18 protein-coding genes are annotated in these 20,732 nt (G+C 53.5%); 7 read left to right on the forward strand and 11 right to left on the reverse strand.

Going from position 1 to position 20,732, the window contains the following annotated elements:
• Positions 1–147: 147 nt before the first annotated feature.
• The 3 genes from HBA55_RS24025 to HBA55_RS24035 form a co-directional block, all read right to left on the reverse strand.
• Positions 148–474: a cupin domain-containing protein gene (locus tag HBA55_RS24025; RefSeq protein ID WP_338109447.1), complete on the reverse strand. Its 327-nt coding sequence runs from the start codon at positions 472–474 to the stop codon at positions 148–150.
• Between the two features lie 12 nt (positions 475–486).
• Positions 487–1,251: a TFIIB-type zinc ribbon-containing protein gene (locus tag HBA55_RS24030; protein WP_166996613.1), complete on the reverse strand. Its 765-nt coding sequence runs from the start codon at positions 1,249–1,251 to the stop codon at positions 487–489.
• Between the two features lie 87 nt (positions 1,252–1,338).
• Entirely contained in the window at positions 1,339–1,845 is a 507-nt protein-coding gene (locus HBA55_RS24035) for a GNAT family N-acetyltransferase (RefSeq protein WP_166996615.1), read from the reverse strand.
• 218 nt (positions 1,846–2,063) lie between these two features.
• Here HBA55_RS24035 and HBA55_RS24040 point away from each other — a divergent pair, with 218 nt between their 5' ends.
• Positions 2,064–3,089, forward strand: coding sequence for a fatty acid desaturase family protein (locus HBA55_RS24040; protein WP_166996617.1), 1,026 nt, complete (start codon positions 2,064–2,066; stop codon positions 3,087–3,089).
• Between the two features lie 12 nt (positions 3,090–3,101).
• Here the strand turns inward: HBA55_RS24040 and HBA55_RS24045 are convergent, their stop codons facing one another.
• Positions 3,102–3,884, reverse strand: a complete 783-nt coding sequence (locus HBA55_RS24045) for a PaaX family transcriptional regulator C-terminal domain-containing protein (protein ID WP_166996620.1) — start codon at positions 3,882–3,884, stop codon at positions 3,102–3,104.
• Between the two features lie 168 nt (positions 3,885–4,052).
• Between HBA55_RS24045 and HBA55_RS24050 the strand changes: the two genes are divergently transcribed.
• The gene (locus tag HBA55_RS24050; protein WP_166996621.1) at positions 4,053–4,346 is read left to right on the forward strand and encodes an antibiotic biosynthesis monooxygenase family protein; all 294 of its coding nucleotides are present in this window, start codon (positions 4,053–4,055) and stop codon (positions 4,344–4,346) included.
• A 21-nt stretch (positions 4,347–4,367) separates the two neighbouring features.
• Here HBA55_RS24050 and HBA55_RS24055 read toward each other — a convergent pair whose 3' ends face one another.
• The 4 genes from HBA55_RS24055 to HBA55_RS24070 all read right to left on the reverse strand — a co-directional run bounded on the left by HBA55_RS24055 (position 4,368) and on the right by HBA55_RS24070 (position 9,453).
• Complete coding sequence (locus HBA55_RS24055) at positions 4,368–6,704, reverse strand: ATP-binding protein (protein WP_166996623.1); 2,337 nt, start codon at positions 6,702–6,704, stop codon at positions 4,368–4,370.
• Between the two features lie 5 nt (positions 6,705–6,709).
• On the reverse strand, positions 6,710–7,066 hold the full coding sequence (locus HBA55_RS24060; RefSeq protein WP_166996625.1) for a VOC family protein: 357 nt from the start codon (positions 7,064–7,066) through the stop codon (positions 6,710–6,712).
• Between the two features lie 376 nt (positions 7,067–7,442).
• Entirely contained in the window at positions 7,443–7,799 is a 357-nt protein-coding gene (locus tag HBA55_RS24065) for a hypothetical protein (protein WP_166996629.1), read from the reverse strand.
• Between the two features lie 25 nt (positions 7,800–7,824).
• Complete coding sequence (locus HBA55_RS24070; RefSeq protein ID WP_166996632.1) at positions 7,825–9,453, reverse strand: peptide MFS transporter; 1,629 nt, start codon at positions 9,451–9,453, stop codon at positions 7,825–7,827.
• A gap of 244 nt (positions 9,454–9,697) precedes the next feature.
• Here HBA55_RS24070 and HBA55_RS38070 point away from each other — a divergent pair, with 244 nt between their 5' ends.
• The 4 genes from HBA55_RS38070 (at position 9,698) to HBA55_RS24090 (ending at position 15,882) form a co-directional block, all read left to right on the forward strand.
• Complete coding sequence (locus HBA55_RS38070) at positions 9,698–10,870, forward strand: tetratricopeptide repeat protein (protein ID WP_166996644.1); 1,173 nt, start codon at positions 9,698–9,700, stop codon at positions 10,868–10,870.
• Between the two features lie 388 nt (positions 10,871–11,258).
• The gene (locus HBA55_RS24080) at positions 11,259–13,145 is read left to right on the forward strand and encodes a DUF885 domain-containing protein (protein WP_166996647.1); all 1,887 of its coding nucleotides are present in this window, start codon (positions 11,259–11,261) and stop codon (positions 13,143–13,145) included.
• Positions 13,146–13,207: 62 nt separating this feature from the next.
• Positions 13,208–14,605 (forward strand): amidohydrolase, encoded by a 1,398-nt coding sequence (locus tag HBA55_RS24085; RefSeq protein ID WP_166996650.1) that lies wholly within the window; start codon positions 13,208–13,210, stop codon positions 14,603–14,605.
• Positions 14,602–15,882, forward strand: coding sequence for an amidohydrolase family protein (locus HBA55_RS24090; RefSeq protein ID WP_166996662.1), 1,281 nt, complete (start codon positions 14,602–14,604; stop codon positions 15,880–15,882). The genes HBA55_RS24085 and HBA55_RS24090 overlap by 4 nt, the downstream gene beginning before the upstream one ends.
• 37 nt (positions 15,883–15,919) lie before the next feature.
• Here the strand turns inward: HBA55_RS24090 and HBA55_RS24095 are convergent, their stop codons facing one another.
• Complete coding sequence (locus HBA55_RS24095; RefSeq protein ID WP_166996664.1) at positions 15,920–16,672, reverse strand: DUF4329 domain-containing protein; 753 nt, start codon at positions 16,670–16,672, stop codon at positions 15,920–15,922.
• A 210-nt stretch (positions 16,673–16,882) separates the two neighbouring features.
• Between HBA55_RS24095 and HBA55_RS24100 the strand changes: the two genes are divergently transcribed.
• Complete coding sequence (locus HBA55_RS24100) at positions 16,883–19,465, forward strand: winged helix-turn-helix domain-containing protein (protein WP_166996666.1); 2,583 nt, start codon at positions 16,883–16,885, stop codon at positions 19,463–19,465.
• An 8-nt stretch (positions 19,466–19,473) separates the two neighbouring features.
• Here the strand turns inward: HBA55_RS24100 and HBA55_RS24105 are convergent, their stop codons facing one another.
• Positions 19,474–19,812: a hypothetical protein gene (locus tag HBA55_RS24105; RefSeq protein ID WP_166996668.1), complete on the reverse strand. Its 339-nt coding sequence runs from the start codon at positions 19,810–19,812 to the stop codon at positions 19,474–19,476.
• Between the two features lie 76 nt (positions 19,813–19,888).
• Positions 19,889–20,485 carry a hypothetical protein gene (locus HBA55_RS24110; RefSeq protein ID WP_166996670.1) on the reverse strand — a complete coding sequence of 199 codons (597 nt, stop codon included), beginning with the start codon at positions 20,483–20,485 and terminating at the stop codon, positions 19,889–19,891.
• Positions 20,486–20,732: the final 247 nt, after the last annotated feature.

The raw sequence follows: 20,732 nt of genomic DNA on the forward strand, positions 1-20,732 counted from the left end.
CAAAACTGGGGGCTCACCCTGTCGCAGCTCGCCATATTCTTTGAAGGCCGGCTTGATGAAGTTATTGAATTATGATGTTATGCGGGAACGCCTAAACCCGGCCTGACACAGAATTTTAGACGCTCCCGAGGTTTGAGTTGCGGCGGATCAGTTGGCCGGATCGTAAAAGACAGCAAGCCAAACGGTCACTTGCTGAGGATCAGTCCAAGTGACCCGATGGCGACAGTGGGCTGGAATATTCACATGGTCTCCAGCCTCAAGAGAGATCTCACGACCGTTGTCGTAACCTATCCGCGCTCCACCTTTGAGTAATATCACCCACTCGTGCTGTTCCTGGTCGTACCATTCTCCCCTGGGGGTGGTTTGACCATGAGAAAGAATTCGCTCCACCCGAACATTGTTGCCTGTCAGTAAATCTTCAAATACTTCCTCGTCCAATGTGTCAGGCAGGTTCTTGAACAAATTATCTACCACGATCTATAACCCCTAATCGCTCATGCGCTGTTTTTGCTGGTATAGCAGCCAGGCACCCCAACCGTAACTGCATAAGATCAACAGAGTGCCAATACCGAAACTGATTTGGGCGTAAGTCCAGGCGGAATCCAAGGAGTTGGTCATGGTCAACAGATTACCCCAGTCATGGGCGCTTTCACCGAGACCGCGAATCAGGGGTATGGCCCGGTATGGGGCATCGGCTATATAGGGAGATACGTCGATAAAGCTCTGGCCACTCCACCACAACATAATGGAGGCCGCGAAGTTGTCGCGTTGTTTAATGCTAAAGGCCAGCATCAATCCCAACGGCATAATCACCTGGAACAGGCTGCCACCCAAAATTGACATAAATCGTCCGAACGGCGAAAAAAGTACGTGGCCAAATTCGTGAAAAGGCAAAATCACGTTATGCAAAAACGAGCCGCCGATACTGACCCAGGAAATACCGCCGAGAATAAACGACCAACCCCAAATAAAAAACACGCCGAATAGAAAAGCCCGGCCCCAAAAACTCAGGGGATCTACCTTATCCGGGACATACAAAAATTGCTCTCGCAAGCGGGTGCTGAACGTCGGGCTGGGTTCTGATTCAATCGATAAATCGTTATCGCCCTCGGGATCCTGCTGAGCTTGTTGCAGGGCTTGCCGCTCCAACCATTTCTTATAGGCAATGCCGCAGGAGGGACAAACGCCAGCAACAACGTGCGAGTCCGAACTCTGGCGTTGGTATCCGCATTTGGGGCAGGTGGTGATCATGGGCGGCTCGCTTAGTGAGAATCCTTTGAGATTCTACACTGATTATAGTGGCGTGCCGCAAGCAACACATCCAAAGCGATTTAGTCGTCAATTACCGCTGTCGAACCGCAGGAAGTGCATCTTTAATTCACCATCCATTTCCAGCGACCACTGATAGGCGCGACCGACAATCGACTGCAGGGATGAGCGCCAAAAACCCAGTGCCTCGGTGTTTTCCATCAATACACGAATCTGCCATTCGCCATGAAAACGTTCGAGCATCAGCTGCAAGGCTTTTCGGCCAATACCCTGGCGGGCAAATCTCTGGAGCACGAAGAACTGCTCAATATCGTAGACACGGTATTTATTGGGGTACTTGCGTACCAGGGCAAAACCCGCCAGCTCACCGCCGGAAATGATAAAGAAAGGATGGTGGTCATCCCGTGACCAATAGGCGTCCAGCGCAGAGTGATCGACATCGAAGCGGCCATCATCACCCGGATTGGTAGCAAGTAAACCGGACAGATCGTAAACGTAATACTGAAACAGGTTTTCGAGCGCTGGCCGAGCCTGTTGCTCGATATCGACCAGGGTAACCTGTACTTCATCACTCATGGTTAAAAGCTCTGGCATTTTAATGGTGTCGGGCAATTAACTGAGCCCCAGCCTACTGGTCGTTACCGACCACGCGAACCATACCAGAGGCGTCAGCTCGCGAGAAGGGCCTGGCGACTTCCGGGTCACGAGTATTGAATTCAGCTCAAAATTACATCAAATATTGATATTGGTAATTTTATGTAATAATCTGTCTCTATCAATCAGGAGACAAGCTCATGAGTACGACAACCTCAGAAGATCTGTTTGCCGAAGGCCTGGAGCGGCAGACGGCCAGGCGACAGCTGACCCAATTGTTGGGCAAAGACACCGTTGCGAGCCTCCACCGCCGCTCAAATCTCTTTGGTTGGTGGGCGATAAGCTCTGTCTGGCTGGTGATTGGGACAGCTATGGCGGCCATTGTCTGGGCCCAACAGCAGCCGTTGTGGGTCGCAGTGCCAGTCACTATCCTGGCCATCTTGTTTATTGCCGGTCGGCAGCTGGGTATGGCGATTCTGATGCACGAGGCTTCCCACCGGTCACTATTCGAGAATGTATGGCTGAACGACAACCTGACGAATTGGCTCTGCGGCCATCCGATCTTTCTGGAGGTGGGTAAATACCGCAAACACCACTTTATTCACCATGCCAAAACGGGCACTTTTGAAGACATCGATTATTCTCTGATCCGCGGATTCCCCACGACCAAAGCTTCGTTGGCACGTAAATTCTCCCGCGATCTGCTAGGGCTGACCGGCATTAAATCCCTGTTCGGGATGGTATTAATGAACGCTGGGGTGCTGAAGTGGACGGTTGCCAGTGATATCGAGAAATTACCTCGCGAGGGACGCACAATCCGGGACTACACCGGCCAATTCTTCAGGGAGGCCTGGCCCACGTTACTCACCAATGCTCTACTCTTCGCTATTCTCGCCACTGTGGGTCACCCGGAGCTTTACTTGGCTTGGTTGGTGGCTTATCTGAGTCCCTATTGGCTGTTTATCCGCATCCGGGCCATTGCCGAGCACGCCCTGACCGAAATGACTCCGGATATGCTAAAGAATACGCGCAGTACCCGCCCCAGCTTCTGGTCTCGCTCCTTTGTGGCACCGTTTCATGTGAACTACCACATTGAGCACCACGCGCTGGCATCGGCACCTTGCTGGCAATTGCCGAGGCTGCATCGCCTGCTCAGAGAGAAAAACGCGGTGCCCGAGCCTCCGGGTTATCTGGAGGTGCTGGGTAGGGTGTCCTCCAGGGTATGAACACTCGCAGCCTTAACCCAGGCTGCGGTAGATCTTGCGCCAGTGCACCTTGCCCACTTCATCAAAGCGGGCCATGGTATCGATATAACGAGCCCTGGCCTGCGTATCGATCATCTCGGTGGGCAGTAACGGATCAAACACGATGTGATGCAATATCCGGTCGCCAATCAGAAAGGTCTCGCGGGCGGCCACATCCGGTGTTAACTTGTCTGCCTGCACCATCCAGTTCTCCATTTCCCGTAAGCCCTCGGCGTACTGCTGCTCCAGGGCGTTGGTATCCCAGAGCTCCATCGCGGCCTTCTGCTCGGCTTGTTCCAGATCACCGAGCCTGAATACCATTGCTTCTCGCTCCAGCCCCAGGTTATAGAGCCTTTCGCGAGCACGAGCCACACCGCCCTCCAGGTTGTTGGGACGCACCAGCAATCCCTGCTTGAACTCTTCAAAACCCACCAGTCTAAGAACGCGGCTGCGACGACGCAGGGCGGTGCGATCCGCCCGTCCCAGAGTGGCCACGAACACCCCGATCCAATCTCCACTCCAAGACACCAGACTTTTCTCCAGCGATCTCCAGCCCGCCAGATTCTGGGCCAGCTCACGGCTGTGTTCACCCAACTGATATTGGCTGCGGCCGCAGGTCTCGATCAGTTTATCCGCAGACAGTCGGGCCAGGGTGACGCGAATGTTGTTTGCGGTAATATCGAAGAGCTCGCCGACACGCACAAACTGTTGCGAGGTCAGGGGTTCTTCTGCAACCGAAAGGAGGTTGAGGACGAGGTGCTTGGGTTTGACGGCCAAAAGGGGCTCCGGGATGCGTGATGGGAGGCGCAAGTATCTTAAGCTACAGAGGTCGAGAGTGCCAGCCGCCGAGGGGCTGGGCGAACAGCGAAAATTGTGATGGATCGAAATCGTAGATTGTGTTTTTCTTCCCACATCAAATCAGCATCGACACCTGAGGAGTTTTACATGTATGCCGTCATCTTTAAAGCCGAGGTCAGGGAGTTTGACGAGACTTACTTTGAAACCGCCAATCGAATGCGTGATCTGGCACTAAACGAATATGGCTGCACGGAATTTACGGCCTGCACGGAAGGCAACTCTGAGTTGGCCATTTCCTATTGGCCGGACAAGGACAAAATTCGTGCGTGGAAAAACAACCCTGAGCACCGTAAAGCCCAGCAGCTGGGAAAGTCAAAGTGGTACAAATCATACCAGGTGCAAATCGTTGAGATTCTGCATGAGTATGGCGGTGAATCGTAAACACACACCGCCGCCGCTTTCCTATTCCAAGCTCTCCGAAATGGACAAGTCTGGCAGCCAGCGCTTCAGTTTACGGACCACTTCTTCTTCCTCAACCGGCTTCGCGATATAGTCATCCATACCTGCAGCCAGGCAGCGCTTGTCGTCTCCTGCGAGGGCATTTGCCGTACAGGCAATGATGGGAATCTGTCTGTTTTCTGCTCCTGCTTTGCCTTCTCGAATTAACCGAGTGGCGGAAAACCCATCCATAACGGGCATTTGACAGTCCATAAACACCAGGTCCCAGGTAAGGGCAGATGGTTGCTGCAGAAGATCCAGAGCCTGTTGACCATCATCCGCGCATTCGCTGTCGATACCAAGATCCTCCAGCATGAACTTTAGAGTCAACTGATTAACTTCGCTATCATCGACGATAAGTATACGAGCATGTTCTGAGTCCAGCGGCTGCTGGTTGTGAGCCGCATCGGCTGTTTCTGCTGGTGCCCTCAGCACACCTGCTTCCTGGACGGTGGGTGCTTTGTCGAAGTTTTGGATATTCTGAGGCTCGGCATTCAGGGTTTCTTGATATAACCCGACAGGTATTCGTGCCGTAAAACAACTGCCTTCTCCCGGAGTGCTGGCCACCGATATTTCGCCACTCATGGCTTTGCACAGCTGTTGGCTGATGGAAAGGCCCAGGCCAGTGCCGCCAAAACGGCGTGTTATAGAAGAGTCCGCCTGGGTAAAGTTATCAAACAGTTCATGAATCTCGTTCTCGGAGATTCCTATGCCGGTATCTCGGACATTGATCATCAAATCAACCGTTGCAGCCTGAAGCGTCGGCTCAGCATTCTGTAGCTGAGGTATACTCAATTCTATTGTCACGCTACCTTTGTCGGTGAATTTGACGGCATTTGAACTCAAATTGATCACAATCTGACAAATACGAACAAGGTCACCCACCAGCTCTTGGCGGATATTGGGATCAAGCATGATTTCAAAAGACAATCCCTTTTCTTCGGCATTTTGCTGCAATGTAGCTCTCAAATGATCGACAACCTGATGTATCGAAAAGGCAGAGTTTTCCAGTTTGAGCTTTCCGGATTCTATCTTGGAGAAATCCAGTATATCGTTGATGATGGTCATCAGGTGGCGGGCGGACAAATCAATGTTACTGACAAACTGCCTTTGCTTACTGCTCAGTTGAGTCTTCTGCAACAAGCTCGTCATGCCCACGACACCATTCATTGGCGTTCTGATTTCGTGGCTCATATTAGCGAGAAATTCAGACTTGGCTTTTGTTGCGGCGTTTGCCTGCTCGATGGTCTCTTGTAGTTCCTGGTTTTTTATACGCAGTTTACTGGTCTGATCGATCACTCGACTTCTCAGCTCGCCCTGTTTCAACAGCAGCGAACGACTAAAGAGTGCCAAAATAAGCGATGCCATTATCGACACGGTAATCAAAGACAACATCAACAGATTACTTTGCGATATGGGATTGTTCACAGGGTAGATATCAAGTGACCATTCAGAGCCGGATATGTCAAATTCATAGCGGGGAACTCCCGCCTCATTTTCTGTGCACCGATCGACAATGGTATTTTCAGGATAACGGAATGCACCTCCTGTTTCTCCGCGTAAACAAAATCGGAAGGCTTCAAGATAGTAGTCGGGCAGTGAACGATTGAAAATAGGGCCCAGCGAATTTCCTGAGACAATAAAACCGGAGATGTTCCCGTCACGGGTAATCGGATAGGTGATAAAATAATGAGGCGCGGGCACGGCTGGTATGGGTTCAGACAAACCACTGATGTAGGCCTTGCCGGATTGCAGCACAACTTCGGTGTTTCGGTAAACAGGGCGATTCACTCCGATATTTCGCCCAAGAAAGTTCCTTACGATTTTCTCTTTCGGATAATGGTAAGCCACCGCCGTTAACCACCCGTCGTGACCCAAAAGCGGTTTGGGTTGAAAGGACGCGTAGTCAAAGTCAAAAAAGCGAAAGTCGCTAAAGACTTCGCTGTTTTTCTGGCGAATCTTATTCTGAATTTTATCGGCATCAGCAACAGGGCTGTAAACCAACCAGCTCAGAACAAAATCGCTGATTCTCTCATCTTGATAGGCGAGTCTGATAAATTGCTGAAATTCATCGTAGGAAACCCACTCCGAACTGGAAAACAAATGGGCGACTGAGGCGACCTGAAGAGTACGTTGACGAAACCCGGCTTCGATATTTCCGCCGATGGATTGGGTTTGCTCGTAGATCACGTCCCTCTGACGAGCTTGTTCTTGTTGGCGAACGGTGGTGAAGACACCCAGTGTCAATAACAAACCGGTGGATAGCACCAGCAAAAACACCCAGTTAGCCATCTTGTTCATGGATGTTACTCGAAAAAACAGATCTTGTTTCTGTCCAAGTCCCGTACATAGGCTGAGTATCGCCCGGATCGTTCTTTCGGTTCACCTTCGTCCACACCACCTGATGAGAGTGCCTTTGCATACAGCCGGTCCACTTCTGAGGCAGAATCCAGGTTGAAGCCGACCATGGTGCCATTGCCGTTTGTTGCAGGCTGGCCATCAAAGGGTTCCGCCAGGGCAAACATAAAGTCCGGACCAGCCCACAGGGTCATACGTCCCTCAGCATGGATCTTGTTGATACCGCTGCCTGCAAAAAGAGCATCATAAAAACCGACCGAAGTGGCCATGTCATTGGTGCCAAAGACAAAATAGTTCATTTTCATGATGAGTGTCCCCTTTAACTGAATTGACCGTCATCGCGCATTACGCCTATACCTGGCTCGCCGCAGGCCCAAAGTCACCTTATGAGGCAAGATTAGCAGGTTTTGAAGGCATAAACCCGTTGTCAAGGGAGTTCCAGTGCAGCGCTCACACTGGGTTCTGGGTAAGCATACGATTATTGCGGTCTTGGGCTTGCTTCTCTGCGCGCAGGGAATTCATCGGCGTAGGGTATACCGGTTGACTATATAGTTGGTGAACATATGGGCATCAATATTGACCGGATTGTCACGCATTCCGTAGCAGCGGGCTCCGACCGCGACGGGAACTCTGCTGATTAACAGAGTCAATGCTTCTACTCTTAGAAGAAAATACCGAATCTCAGGCATGATAAGAACAACCACCGATAAGAATTTCTCCATCATGTTCTCTAAATTCATACATCAGTAAACCGGGTTCCTTTCGTGATTCGAAGTTGACTTTCCAAATGACGATCACGTTATCCGGATTGCGGTGGATAGCGACGAAGTCGGAGATGGTGTGTTTTCCAAAGGTGTCGTAGTTCTCATTTATCTGTCGATTAAATTCACTTTCAGGAAAGGTTTGCTCAGGTGTTGCCGATAAGAAAAATCGACAAAACCCCTGGAAGTCCTTTTTATTCCACGAATCTTCCGTATGTTCAGCGAGTGATTTAACGGTGTCTAGAATTTCGTTATCGCTGAATGCAGTCAATTTCATGCTGTTTCCTTAGAATGTGTAGAACTCAATGTACGCCGTGCATTCCCTTCTTCAACAAGGGCGCCAGCAGCAACATAAACACACCCACTCCAATACCGGTCCACATCAGGAATTCATACAGCTCGGTATAAGTGGTCAGAGCAAGGGCCAAGTCCTGGGATTCGCCACCGGTAGTATCGATGGCCGCCATCTTGCCAATCCGGGTTGCTACGGTCTCCGACAGAGCTGTGGCCAAAAACCAGGTCCCCATACTGACTCCAACAACCCGTTTGATGGACAGTTTGGTGACAGCTGAAAGGCCAACCGGTGACAGGCAGAGTTCGCCGGTGGTATGCAACAGGTAGGCGAGGGTCAGCCAGACAACGGCAACCTTGCCGTCTTCGCCCAAAAAGCTGGCGCCGACAACCATGGCGCCGAAGCCAAGGCCGGCCTGGATAATGCCGAGGGCAAATTTTACCGGGGTGCTGGGTTCCCAGCCCCGTTTGGCCAGCCACACCCAGAGGCCGGCGAACAGCGGTGCGCAGACGATGATAAAGAAGGGGTTGAGCGAGCCAAACATGGAGGCGCGCAATTCCGTTCCCATCACATTGCGGTCAACCACGCGGTCGGCGTAGAGGGTCATGCTGCCTGCAGACTGCTCGAACAGCGCCCAAAATACCACCGAGGAAGCGATGAGAACCATCAGCACCAGCGTGCGTTGGAACTCTTCTTTTGTGCCCTTCATCAATGCATAGAGTGGAATACCGGCCAGAGCAATGACCAATAGAACATTTTGAGTGGCGTGTACAACGATTTCATTCTGCAGCAACAGCCAAACCACGGCCAGTGAGGCGATTCCCGCCAGGTAGATAATCCACTCGCGGTTGATGGGGCCCAAGAGCTTTTCTTTGAGAGATTCCGGGTCAGCTGGTTCAGCCAGTCCGTTCAGATATTTTTGACCTTTCAAAAAGGTGAACAGGCCCAACAGCATACCGATACCCGCAGCACCAAAGCCGTAGCCCCAACCAAAGGTTTCGCCAAGCCAGCCACACAGCAAAATGGCGGTGAAGGAGCCCAGGTTGATGCCCATATAGAAGATGGTGAATCCGGCGTCACGGCGAGGGTCATCCTGCGCGTACAGCTGGCCGACAATGGTGGAGATATTGGGTTTGAGGAAGCCTACTCCCACAGCGATCAGAGCCAGGGCCAGAAAGAAGACTTTCAGTGCCACGACGTCCTGAATGATGACACCTTCGCTCAGCAACGTGCCTGCCTTGAGTATTTCGCCGCTATTGAGCGTGATGTCGGTTGTCAGCACGGTGCCGGCAGCGTATTGCACCGCTTGTTGGCCTTCCACCGCCATGAGTGCATGGCCACCGGTGAGCAGCAGGGCGCCGAATACCACGGCCTTGCGCATGCCCAAGTAGCGGTCGGCCAGCAGGCCTCCGATAACGGGCAGGGCGTAAACCAGGCCCGCGTAGGCACCCAAGACGTCGTAGCCGGCGCTATCGGTGAAGAGATGGTACTTGGTCAAATACAGCAACAGCAGGTACTTCATGCCGTAGAAGGAGAAACGCTCCCAAAGCTCGGTGGCAAAACACACATAGAGTCCCTTGGGATGGCCGAACAGTTCGTCGCTCGCCAGGGCGGTGGTGGGGATGGATGTGGTGGTCATAAAGTGTCCGCGTTATCGTTATTTCGGGGCTGTTGTACCCCTTTAGGACGGTTAAGCGACGAAATACCGCAAAGGAACATCGACCTCTATTGAGGATCGTCGGCAGCCATTGGTCGGATTTTGGGTCAAGTATGTCCCAAACAGACTAAGATAAAGAGTGAAGGCGTTGCAATGATCTTGCTGAATTTCCTGGGCTCTTTACGGTATTTTGCCGCTGGGGGCCTCTGACTGGAGGAGGTATCCGGTGATCGCTGTCTATCGTTGCCTCAGGTTGGTTGTTTCTATGGCCTGCTTGGCTTTATTGGCGGGTTGTATTGCCCAGCCCAAGTTAGCTGTGCAAGCCCCGACGGATGCCGAGTTGCATTGGGCTCTCAGTGGCGAAGCCCTGCTGGGGCACCCGGTGAAGACGCTGCCAGAAGAGCAGGTAATGGCCTTAAGTGATGAGATGCATCAGTTCCTGGAGCTCTATGTGACTTCCGGTGGCAATCGGCTCAAAAGTGCGAAGTTCAACAGTCTTTTACGGGCAATTTTTCACAACGGCATACTGGGTTTGCAGTATGACCCTCTGACCACTCATACCGCTGCCGAGACGTTCTATTTTCAGGAGGGTAATTGTCTGTCCTTCACCAGTATGTTTGTTGCACTGGCGCGAGAGGCGGGCTTAAAGGCGTATTTTAATGAGGTGCAGGTACCTCCTACCTGGGATATGCAGAGCCCAGGTACTCATGTGTATTATCGGCATATTAACGCAGTGGTGGAGTTGCCCCGGGGCCGCAAGATCGTGGACCTGAACCGGGAGAATTATAATGTCGATTATCCCCAGGGTAAGGTGGATGACAGTTACGCCGAGGCGCAGTTCTATAATAACCGGGCGATGGAGAAGTTGTTCGAGCAGGATTTAAAGCAGGCGTTTCGTTATCAGCGCAAGGCGTTACAGTTGGCGCCAAAGTTGGAGTTCTTGTGGGCCAATTTCGGCACGATTTATCGCCGGGCCGGGCATTTCGATGAGGCGGAGGTGGCCTATCGGCGGGCCCTGGAGTTAAGTCCAAGGAATTTGCTGGTGATTAGTAATCTGGGACGGCTTTATCGCCAGCTGGAGCGGACTGAGGAGGCGCAGCAGTTTGAGTCGATGGCTCATCGTTTTCGGATGAATAATCCGTATTTTCGCTACCATTTGGCAGAGGAGGCTCTGGAGCAGCGTCAGTTTGTTCAGGCCAGTGCTCATATAGAGGCGGCAATTGATTCTTATAATGAGGATCATCGCTTTTTTTTCCTGGCGGCGCGGGTGGATAGTGCGTTGGGGCGCAGCGCCAGCGCCCGCAAGAATCTGGAGCGGGCGGTCAGCTTGACTAAGGATGCGGGGCAGCAGAGTCGTTATCGCAATAAGTTGGAGATGTTGTTTGCTGCTAAGCCATAGTTGCTGCGTTTAGCAACAAGGTTTCCGGCACTCCTCAGATGTCGGACGGTGTTCTAGGTTGGTGCCTCAATCGCGTCGGCTGGGCGTTCCGTTTTCGGAGCGGTCGGGCGCCCATCCTGGGTTCCCTCAGTCCCCAAAATGCCGAGCTGAAAAACGCTCGTCATTTTGGCTCTTTCGGCACCCTCTATAATGCTCCGAAAACGAAACGCCCAGCCGCCGCTACCACCGTAGTTCACTGAGTTTTTTTACCTCACATCTCTTGCTCTCTTATTGCCCAAATATTTGGGGGATTCTTTATCTCGGCCGTCTAATAAGACAAGCTGCCCAACCCTGTGGATTTGGTAAGCGGCGATATAATTCCCATCAAAAATCTAAGGCCAAACAAGCGATGAATGCGTCTGCGCAGAACCTCTTTTCCCGAATTCCCACCCCAGTGTTGGCGACTGCCGTACGACGTGCGCGCCAATATCTCAAGCCGCTCGGTCGTATGGCTGCAGCGACCGCTGCGGTGGTGTCTCTAACCGCCTGTGTCAATGTGTCAGTGGAGTCCAAGAAGGAGCCCAAGGCTCTTAGTCAGCAGTTGCATAAGGTGTTTGCTGATTACCGTCAGTCCAATTTTGAACTCAACCCCATCAATGCAATGTTTGAAGGGGTAATGGATTACAACCACCGTTTGGGTGACGGCCTCAGTGATGATTATTTGTCGCAGTCTCTGGCGCTGGAGCAGCGTGCTCTGGAGTCTCTGCGGGCGATTGATCGCGATGCGCTGAGCGAGGCGGACCGCCTCAGTTATGATGTCTTTTTGTATCAACGTGAGGCCCGCGAGCAGTATCTGAGCGAGGGCTATGGTCGTCTGGACACGTTGATTCCGGTGAGTCAGTTTTTTAGCTTGCCCAATTTTATGGCGGTGTTGGGCTCCGGTGCCTCGACTCAGCCGTTTGCCACGGTGGCGGATTACGACAATTGGTTAGAGCGCATGGGTGAATTCAACCTGTGGGTTGATTTGGCTATTGAGCGTATGCGTCAGGGCATGAGCGAAGGGGTGGTGCAGCCGCGTGTGTTGATTGAGCGCACCTTGCCTCAATTGCAGGCGCATATTGTCGACAAGGCGGAAGACAGTATTTTTTATAAACCTTTAACGATGTTCCCGGAGGTGGTCTCTACAGCAGATCGCGAGCGTCTGACGGTTTCATACCGCGAGGCTATTGAACAGCACTTTGTGCCCGCTTATCGCCGCTTGCATGCATTCCTGCAGGAGGAATATCTGCCCACGACCCGCGCCAGTGTAGGCCTTGGGGATTTGCCGGGTGGCCAGGGTTGGTATGCCAGTAAGGTGCGTGAATATACCACCACGAATCTTAGCGCCGATCAGATTCATGAGATTGGCCTGCAACAGGTGAAACTGATTCGTGAGGAGATGTTGGCGATCAAGGCGCGGGTGGGTTTTGAAGGTGATCTGCGCGCCTTTTTTGATCATTTGCGCAGTGATCCCAAATTCCAGTACAAGACCGAGGCGGAGTTGCTGCAGGCCTACGAGGATGTCCGCACCGTCATTGATGCGGGGCTGCCGAAGTTGTTTGATATCGAGCCTCGCGCCCCTTATGTGATCAGGCCCACGGAGGCATTTCGTGCCGCTTCAGCGGCGGCGGCGGAATATAACTCGCCCGCACCGGATGGCAGCAAGCCAGGTATCTTTTACGTAAACACTTACGACCTGCCGGCCCGCCCCACCTATATCCGCGAAGCCTTGTCGATACACGAGGCGGCGCCCGGTCATCATTTCCAGATTGCTATCGCTCAGGAGCTGGAGGGGCTGCCTGCGTTCCGTAAGTTTGATCATGTTACGGCTTATGTAGAAGGCTGGGGTCTGTACACGGAAAGCCTGGGTAAGGATCTGGGGCTCTATACAGATCCCTACCAGGAGTTTGGTGCCCTGACGATGGCGATGTGGCGCGCTTGTCGTTTGGTGGTGGACACGGGAATGCATGCCAAAGGCTGGAGTCGTGAGCAGGCGATTGAGTTAATGGCGGCCAACACGGCGCTGTCCCATACTGATATTGTGGCGGAGGTCGAGCGTTATATCGCTTTGCCGGGCCAGGCTCTGGCTTACATGATCGGTCGACTTAAGTTGCTGGAGCTGCGCGAGCGGGCCCAAATTACTCTGGGCGACAAGTACGACATTCGTGACTACCATCGAGTAGTATTGAGTGATGGCAGTCTTCCGTTGTCGATTCTGGAGCAACAGGTGGATCGCTGGATAGCAACTTACAACTAATATTTACTCGTAATAACTACCTGGGGCGGAGTGACTCTGCCCCCACAACTTGAGACAAAAGGATGACTCTCAAAGGCTTATCTTTGATACCGTTGGCGGCGCTGCTGCTGAGCGCTTGCAGCCAACCGGTAAAACCTCCCGCGGAGCCCGATGACGCCGTCGAGGCGCGTAAACCCTATGGCTCCACTTATCAGGTGCCCAGCAGCCCTGTGACATTAATTCGGGGCGCCACGGTGTTGACCGGTGATGGCCGGCAACTTAACCGTACCGATGTGTTGTTGAGTAATGGTCGTATCGAAGCGGTTGGGGCCAATATACCCTTGCCGGAGGGTGCCCGAGTGGTACCCGGTAATGGCAAATGGCTGACACCGGGTCTGATTGACGTGCATTCCCATATGGGGGTGTACCCGGCACCGGAAACCATCAATCATGCCGATGGCAATGAAATGACGTCGCCGGTCACGGCCGAAGTATGGGCGGAGCATTCCGTCTGGCCCCAGGATCCGCAATATGAGAAGGCGCTGGCTGGGGGCGTTACCACCTTTCAGGTACTGCCGGGTTCCGCCAATCTGTTTGGCGGCCGTGGCGTCACGCTCAAGAACGTGGCTTCGGTCACGGTTCAGGGTATGAAGTTCCCCGATGCTCCTCACAGTCTCAAGATGGCCTGTGGAGAAAACCCCAAACGGGTTTATGGCGAGAAAGGCACCATGCCTTCTACACGTATGGGCAATATGGCCGGCTTCCGTAAAGCCTGGATCGATGCGGTCGAGTACCGCGAGAAGTGGCGGGCCTACGAGAAGAAAAAGAACGGCAAGCCGCCCAAGCGCGACCTCAAGCTGGAGACGCTGATGGGGGTGCTCGACGGTGAGATCCGCATCCATAACCACTGCTACCGCGCCGACGAAATGGCGCAGATGATCGACCTTTCCAAGGAGTTCAGTTACACCATCGCGGCCTTCCACCATGCCGTGGAGGCCTACAAGGTGGCGCCCTTGTTGGCGCAGGAGAATATCTGCGCGGTGATGTGGGCCGACTGGTGGGGTTTCAAGCAGGAGGCCTTTGATATGGTGCGTGAAAACCTGGCCTTGGTGGATTACGCCAAGGCTTGTGCGGTGATTCACTCCGATGACGGCATCCAGGTGCAGCGTTTGAATCAGGAGGTGGCCAAGGCAATGAGCGCCGGGCGTCGTATGGGGCTGGATATAACCCGCGCCCATGCTATTCGCTGGGTAACTCTCAATGCCGCCAAGAGTTTGGGACTGGATGACCGTATCGGTTCCATCACGGCCGGTAAAAATGCTGATCTGGTGCTCTGGAGCAGCGATCCCTTTAGCATTTACAGTAAGGCGGACAAGGTCTGGATTGACGGCGTATTGCGTTTCGATAGCGGCAAGCCCGGACTCACACCCACGAGGGATTTTAATCTCGGCGTGCTTAACCCAGAGGAGGACCGCCCATGAGTGCCACTAGTAAACTGCGCCGTTGGTTCGGTGCTCTGGTAGCGGCCAGTGGTCTGTCGGTCACTGCGTCGCTTGCGGCCGACGCCGTTCTGATCAGTAACGCCGACGTGTATACGCCCCACGGGATTAAGGCCTCGACAGATGTGTTGATCCGCGATGGAGTCATTCGTGCAATTGGCCCTGAGCTGTGGGCGCCGGATAACGCACGCCGCATTGATGCCACGGGCATGAGCCTGACACCGGGGTTCTTTAACGGTGACACCCATCTTGGGGTGGAGGAAATCAGCGCGATTGAGAGCACGGTGGACACCAGCAGTGGTGATCCAAGGGTGACCGCTGCCATGAAGGTCGCCGATGGCTTTAATCCCGACTCAATCCTGATTCCCCACAACCGTATGCAGGGGCTCACGCATGCCCTGGTAACCCCTGAGAGTAACGCCGGTTTGTTTGCCGGCCAAGCAGCCTTGATCACTCTCAATAGCCATGGTCAGCAGATTCTGAATGACAGTGTTGCGGTGGTGCTCAGCCTGGGTGAAAGTGGCCAGCATCTGGCCGGTGGCTCACGCGCTGTGGCCATGGCTCTGGTGCGGGAGGCGCTGGACGACGCCAAGGACTATGCGGCCAACAAGGCTGCGGTCAGGCGTGGCGAACGCCGCGACTATGCGTTGTCTCTGCAGGATCTGAATGCTCTCGGTCCAGTAGTAAGCGGTCGCAAACCCCTGATTGTCCATGTAGAAAGAGCTGACGATATTCTCAGAGCGCTTAAATTGGGTAAGGATTACGGTCTTAAGTTGATTTTGGCCGGAGTCAGTGAAGGCTGGCGCGTGGCTGATGAGATCGCTGCCGGTGCCAAAGCGGTGATCTTCGACCCTATTCATAACCTGCCCGATGCCTACGAGTCTTTGGGAGCCCGTCTCGACAACGCCCGTATCATGCAACAGGCCGGGGTGAAGCTGATCTTTACCGGGATGGGCTGGCAGAATACCCACAATGCGTTCCTGGTGCGTCAATCCGCCGGTAATGCCGTGGCCAATGGACTCGATAAGCTGGCTGCCATTAACGCCATGACGCTAAACCCCGCTGAGGTATTTGGTTTAAAAGGGGGCAAGCTGGCAGTAGGATCGCCTGCGACGCTGGTGCTTTGGAGTGGTGACCCACTGGAGATGCTGAGCGAGCCGGAGATGGTGTTGATAGAGGGCCGGGAAATGTCCCTGGTAAGCCGGGCCACGCGCCTGCGTGACCGCTACTTTCGCCGTTTGCAGGCTCACTCTCGGTAGAGAGAATCTCTAGTGCAATCTATTTAATACGTTATACCTAGCTGTTATTTTGCTCCTGCGCAGTTTTCGCTTGCTGTGCGATGCTGTCGCAGGAGTGCTCATCCATCGGTCCCATGGCCACCTGAGCGTGTAGCGCCTGCCACTGGTCGAAGTCGGTGGCGATCTTGACGCGCTTGTCCGCGAGTTTCACTGAACTGCCCTTGGCGTAGCCGCTGCGCTTGCCTAAACCGAGTTTATAAGCCTTCATACTGGGCAGGGTATTACTGTCCGGGTGGAATACTTTCAGGCTGCCCGTAAAGTCGGCCAGATAGAAGGGCACCTGCCAGTCTTTGGCCAGGCGAGTGTCCACATCCGAAAAATACCGACGACTGAAATGTGGCCCGCCATGGGTGTGCCAGAAGGCAACTACCTCATACTGTTTGGGTAACTGCAGCCGGATATTTATGCGATCTTCTCCCGCCACACCGCCGGCAGCGGTATAGACATAGTGGCCCTGTCGCCGGTGGCGCAACACCGCCCCCATATACTCACGGTCCTCAGCTATGGAAAGCGGGTTAAAATAGTTACTGGCCGCAATGACTGCGCTTTCCGGATCAGCAAAAATATCCCGCCCCTCTGAGGCGGGAGCTGCCTGTTCAGGAAGCCGGTCAACACTTAGCGAGTGGTCGTGATGGCAGGCCTGAGAGGACTCCATCGCTTCTGGCGTCAGGGCCCCAACGGTGGAAATCTGCAGGGCCAAGGCGGTAAGCAGCCCCGACACCAAGTGTTTGTAACCGCGAGTGGTTTTCATGACGACCTCTGTCTCTGTCTGCGGCGATGCCGCGTTGGCAAGTGGGGCCAGTGTCGGAAAACCTGGGAGCAGAGACCTGAAGAAAGTCAGTTTTATGCTGATGTTTTCCTCAAATACTGCTATAAAAACCTTCGGAAAACCTTCGGATAATTTTACAACCCCTTAACTATCAATAACTTAGTTGTTTGGGGGTTAGATGGCTGGCAAGTTATGGACAATGATCTGAATCAGGGCTTTATTCTTGGCGAGTGGCGGGTCGAACCCTTGAACGGTGGTTTGGTCAAGGCCGGTCATCGCCAACACCTTGAGCCCAAGGTCATGGATGTGCTGCTTTGCCTGGCTCGGGCCGGTGGCGAAACGGTCAGCCGTGAGCAGCTGCTCAGTGAAGTTTGGGCCGGAGTTGTTGTCAGTGAGGAAGTACTTACTCGCGCAGTTTCAGAACTGCGCAGTCTGCTGGGAGATACCGCTCGTGAGAAACGTTTTGTTGGTACTGTGCCCAAGCGTGGCTACCGGTTGTTACTCCAGCCACAGCCGCTGCAAGAATCCGTACCAGCCCCTGTTGCTCCTCAAAGGGTAGAGGCTGCGTCCGAGGTCGCTGCTCAGACAACGCCTCCCGCTGAGCTTATCCCTGCTGCTGCGCCGTCCCCGGCTGCAGCACAGGTGCAGCCGACGCCAGTCCCCGGCATGACGGCAGCCAATCCGGCGCCATTGCCCTGGTACGCTCTGCTGCTGCAAACCTTGAATTCGGTTGTCAGTACCATCGGCAGCGTACTGATCTACTGTGTTCTGATTGGCTGCGGTCTGGTAGCGGCGCTGGTGTTGATTGCCGTAATGAATGACGATGAGGCTACGGTGGCCATCCACCACGGCGATGAAAAAGCCGAAATGCTGTTAGACCAAGTGTTTGATCGGGTGGAGGAGCGTCTCAATGGAGCACCCAGCACCGCCAAGGGCATGACGCCGGCAAAAACCATTGCCGTACTGCCCTTTGTAAGCCTCTCGGGCGACTCTAACCAAGCGTTCTTTGCCGATGGCCTCTCAGAAGACATCCGCAATGCACTGATTACGATTCCGGAAATTCGGGTAGTGGCCAGAACCTCCTCACGAGTGTTTAAGGATCAGGCGAAAGATGTTCGGGAGATTGGGCGCGAGCTCGACGCCCATGTGCTGGTAGAGGGTACTGTTCGGATTCAGGGCGACCGGGTGCGGGTAACTGTGCAATTGACGGACACCGAAGAGGGCTATCCGCTATGGGCGGGCAGCTACGACCGGGATATGGCCGATGCCTTCGCTATCCAGCGGGAAATCGCTCAGGAGGTGGCGCAAAAACTGGAGTTGCAGCTGACACCTCATCCTCAGGCCTCTGTAAATGCCGGCGCCTACGAAAAGTACCTGCTGGGACGCCACTATTGGCATCAGCGCACCCCGGAATCCCTGCGCAAGGCGGCCGATGAATTTGAACGGGCCATCGAAATCCAGCCCGATTACGCACTGGCGTACTCGGGTCTGGCAGACGCCTACAGTTTTACGGTTATTTATGGGGAAATGGGCGGAGATCCCGACAAAGGCCGGGTAGATAAGGAGTCTGAAGAGGTCCAAAAGGCACAGCGCTATGTGGATAAGGCTTTGCAGCTCGCGCCGCGACTGGCCGAGGCCTACGCTTCCCAGGGGATTATTCACGAATTGAAGGGTGAATACGGTCTGGCCCGCAGGGCACATGAACGTGCCGTACAGCTCAAACCCGCTTATTCCATGGCTCGTATGTGGCTGGGTAATGCCCTCATGACCGACGGAGAGCTCAGCGGTGCCTACAATCAATACAGTGCGGCTTTAGATAACGATCCTTTGCACCCCAAGATCCAACACAACTACCTCTCTGTGCTGCAAAAACAGGGGCGCTATGACGAAGCCTTGCGTCTGGGGGAGCAGTTTTTTAACCAATCGCGGGACGAATCATTACTGAAAATGCAGTTGTACGGCCTGTACTCGGCTGGCCGCTATGATGAGGTGCTGGATTTCGCCCTGCGGCACAACTTCCCGGCGGAGAAACAAAATTACGTCAATGCTACGGTAGTGGACGCGCTAATCCGGCTCGGCCAATTTGAGGATGCCGGCAACTTGCTGGAGCAGTTACGACCCGAGCTGGATTCCTGGCGCCTGGCGCTGTTGGATATGGCCATGGCCATGCGGACAAACAATAACGGCGCCGTAGAGGCCATCGCCAAGCGCGTAGAAGCCATCCACCCGGAGGATATGTGGGCCAACCAGGCGCGCTGCGAAAACTATGAGGCGGCTGGCCTGGCCAGAGCGGACTATTGGCGAGGACTCGGTGCCTACAAGCGGGGTGATTATGCCGGGGCCAGTGATTATTTCGAAAGCGCTCACGACAACGGCGGCGGTTGTTGGCAGGAACCTGATATCGAGCTTTCGGTATTACTCTACCGAGCGGATGTCGCCGGACTTTTAAACCAGAGCGCACTCAAACGCCAGCTTTTGAGAGAGATCGAGAAGCGCATTCAGAATATGCGTGCCCAGGGTTGGGGGCATATGTCGCTGCAGGCATCGGAGCTGGTTTACTTTATCCTCAGCAACCAACCGGTGAAACTGGCCACCACCTTGCAGCGAATGCTGCAGCAGGACTTGCAGCCGCTCGGACTGGCCGCCATTGATCCCATGCTCACACGGTATTTGACGTTTGCCGATACCAAGGCGCAGTTTGCGGTGTTGCGAAAGAGCTTTGATGAAATGCAAACACGGGGCAGCCAGAAGCAGCTGGCAAAGTTTGGGATTTGATTCCGGCGCTAGCGCATGACCGGGATCAAAAGCGAAGATAAATACGCCATTATCCATAGACAAAAAAGAGTGATGACTTTCACTCGATAGTCTTTTGTTCGGATACCCTCAAACTTAGATTCTTCACTAAATCTGATATCACCCGCTCTACCGCCATAGAGCCAGAACCCAAAAATCATTCCTGGAATCATTACCAATATTTCAGCACCTGAATTGCCTCTGAGCGTGTCGAGATGCCCCATCTGATACGCTACAAAGTATATCCATATAGCTCCACTGAAGCCCAACGCACCAAAGCAACTTAGAAATAGCGAACCGTCGACAACTCCCTTTAATATGTTCTTCATTCTTATACCTTTCCTTGTTAACAGAATACCCGACGGCATGTATCCCTGGTCTCGAAAGATACAAACCGTCTTAAGATCATTGAGCGTATATGGTAATGATGCTCTTATTGCTTCCGCGATTGTACGATCCTGCGCTAAAGTTTATGGTGGCCGGTCGAAAGCCCACTTCTCCTCCGCCAAATCTGGGAACAGCGTTCTTGCCTAGCCCAAGCTCTTCAACACTAGTGTTTGCTCTCTTCTCTGCCTGCCTTAGAGTTTCAGCGATAATCGCTCCTGTGATGGCGGAGCCTCCCGGCCCTTTGAACCATACTCCTTGCATTCCTCCGAGCATGCCAAATGCTCCTGCTTTAAGGTAGTCGCCTGCTGTCTTGCCGCCATTAAATACATCGTCTATTCCTGTCGTTAAGACGGCTGCACCACCTCCGGCAGAAGCATGAGTAAGGACCGTTCTTAATGCAGCGGTAGTAGCATGGGAAAACCCTAAGAACTCACCGGTTGTCGAGTCGCTTTCTTCTTGGGTAAGTTCCTGAATCAGCGAGAAATCCGGATGGTCAAAAGCAAGGTTCAGAATATCCTCTTTGCCGGGATCAGAGTTCGCGCCGAAAGCAGGTAAGGTCATCTGCGTCAGGCAGACACCGAGTGACAAAACCAAAGCATGTTTTCTGAGTTTCATAGATAGTTCCTTCTATCGATTCTAGTGAATTCGAGCTCTCCCGAGTCACACCACTATGCAGGTGTCGCAATCTCATTTAGCAAAATGAGGCAGTTTTCCCATAGGGAAAACAAAAAATCGGGCAGGGAATTATCGAACCACCGCAACAGCGGACAAACAGCCATCCTTGGTTAGCTCGCGTGATGCATCCCTGGGCGAGTTTTGAAGAGGTCTGGGAGGATGCTAAGCGCAATTGGCAATCAGGTCA

The sequence above is a fragment of the Pseudomaricurvus alkylphenolicus genome (genome assembly GCF_011683955.1).
In the GTDB taxonomy this organism is placed as follows: Bacteria; Pseudomonadota; Gammaproteobacteria; order Pseudomonadales; family Cellvibrionaceae; genus Pseudomaricurvus; species Pseudomaricurvus alkylphenolicus.

Excerpts from the sequence above, each read along its gene's own strand:
- HBA55_RS24030 (WP_166996613.1), bottom strand. The coding sequence starts at position 1,251 with ATGATCACCACCTGCCCCAAATGCGGATACCAACGCCAGAGTTCGGAC.
- HBA55_RS24035 (WP_166996615.1), bottom strand. The coding sequence starts at position 1,845 with ATGAGTGATGAAGTACAGGTTACCCTGGTCGATATCGAGCAACAGGCT.
- HBA55_RS24040 (WP_166996617.1), top strand. The coding sequence starts at position 2,064 with ATGAGTACGACAACCTCAGAAGATCTGTTTGCCGAAGGCCTGGAGCGG.
- HBA55_RS24050 (WP_166996621.1), top strand. The coding sequence starts at position 4,053 with ATGTATGCCGTCATCTTTAAAGCCGAGGTCAGGGAGTTTGACGAGACT.
- HBA55_RS24055 (WP_166996623.1), bottom strand. The coding sequence starts at position 6,704 with ATGAACAAGATGGCTAACTGGGTGTTTTTGCTGGTGCTATCCACCGGT.
- HBA55_RS24060 (WP_166996625.1), bottom strand. The coding sequence starts at position 7,066 with ATGAAAATGAACTATTTTGTCTTTGGCACCAATGACATGGCCACTTCG.
- HBA55_RS24065 (WP_166996629.1), bottom strand. The coding sequence starts at position 7,799 with ATGAAATTGACTGCATTCAGCGATAACGAAATTCTAGACACCGTTAAA.
- HBA55_RS24070 (WP_166996632.1), bottom strand. The coding sequence starts at position 9,453 with ATGACCACCACATCCATCCCCACCACCGCCCTGGCGAGCGACGAACTG.
- HBA55_RS24080 (WP_166996647.1), top strand. The coding sequence starts at position 11,259 with ATGAATGCGTCTGCGCAGAACCTCTTTTCCCGAATTCCCACCCCAGTG.
- HBA55_RS24085 (WP_166996650.1), top strand. The coding sequence starts at position 13,208 with ATGACTCTCAAAGGCTTATCTTTGATACCGTTGGCGGCGCTGCTGCTG.
- HBA55_RS24090 (WP_166996662.1), top strand. The coding sequence starts at position 14,602 with ATGAGTGCCACTAGTAAACTGCGCCGTTGGTTCGGTGCTCTGGTAGCG.
- HBA55_RS24095 (WP_166996664.1), bottom strand. The coding sequence starts at position 16,672 with ATGAAAACCACTCGCGGTTACAAACACTTGGTGTCGGGGCTGCTTACC.
- HBA55_RS24100 (WP_166996666.1), top strand. The coding sequence starts at position 16,883 with ATGGACAATGATCTGAATCAGGGCTTTATTCTTGGCGAGTGGCGGGTC.
- HBA55_RS24105 (WP_166996668.1), bottom strand. The coding sequence starts at position 19,812 with ATGAAGAACATATTAAAGGGAGTTGTCGACGGTTCGCTATTTCTAAGT.
- HBA55_RS24110 (WP_166996670.1), bottom strand. The coding sequence starts at position 20,485 with ATGAAACTCAGAAAACATGCTTTGGTTTTGTCACTCGGTGTCTGCCTG.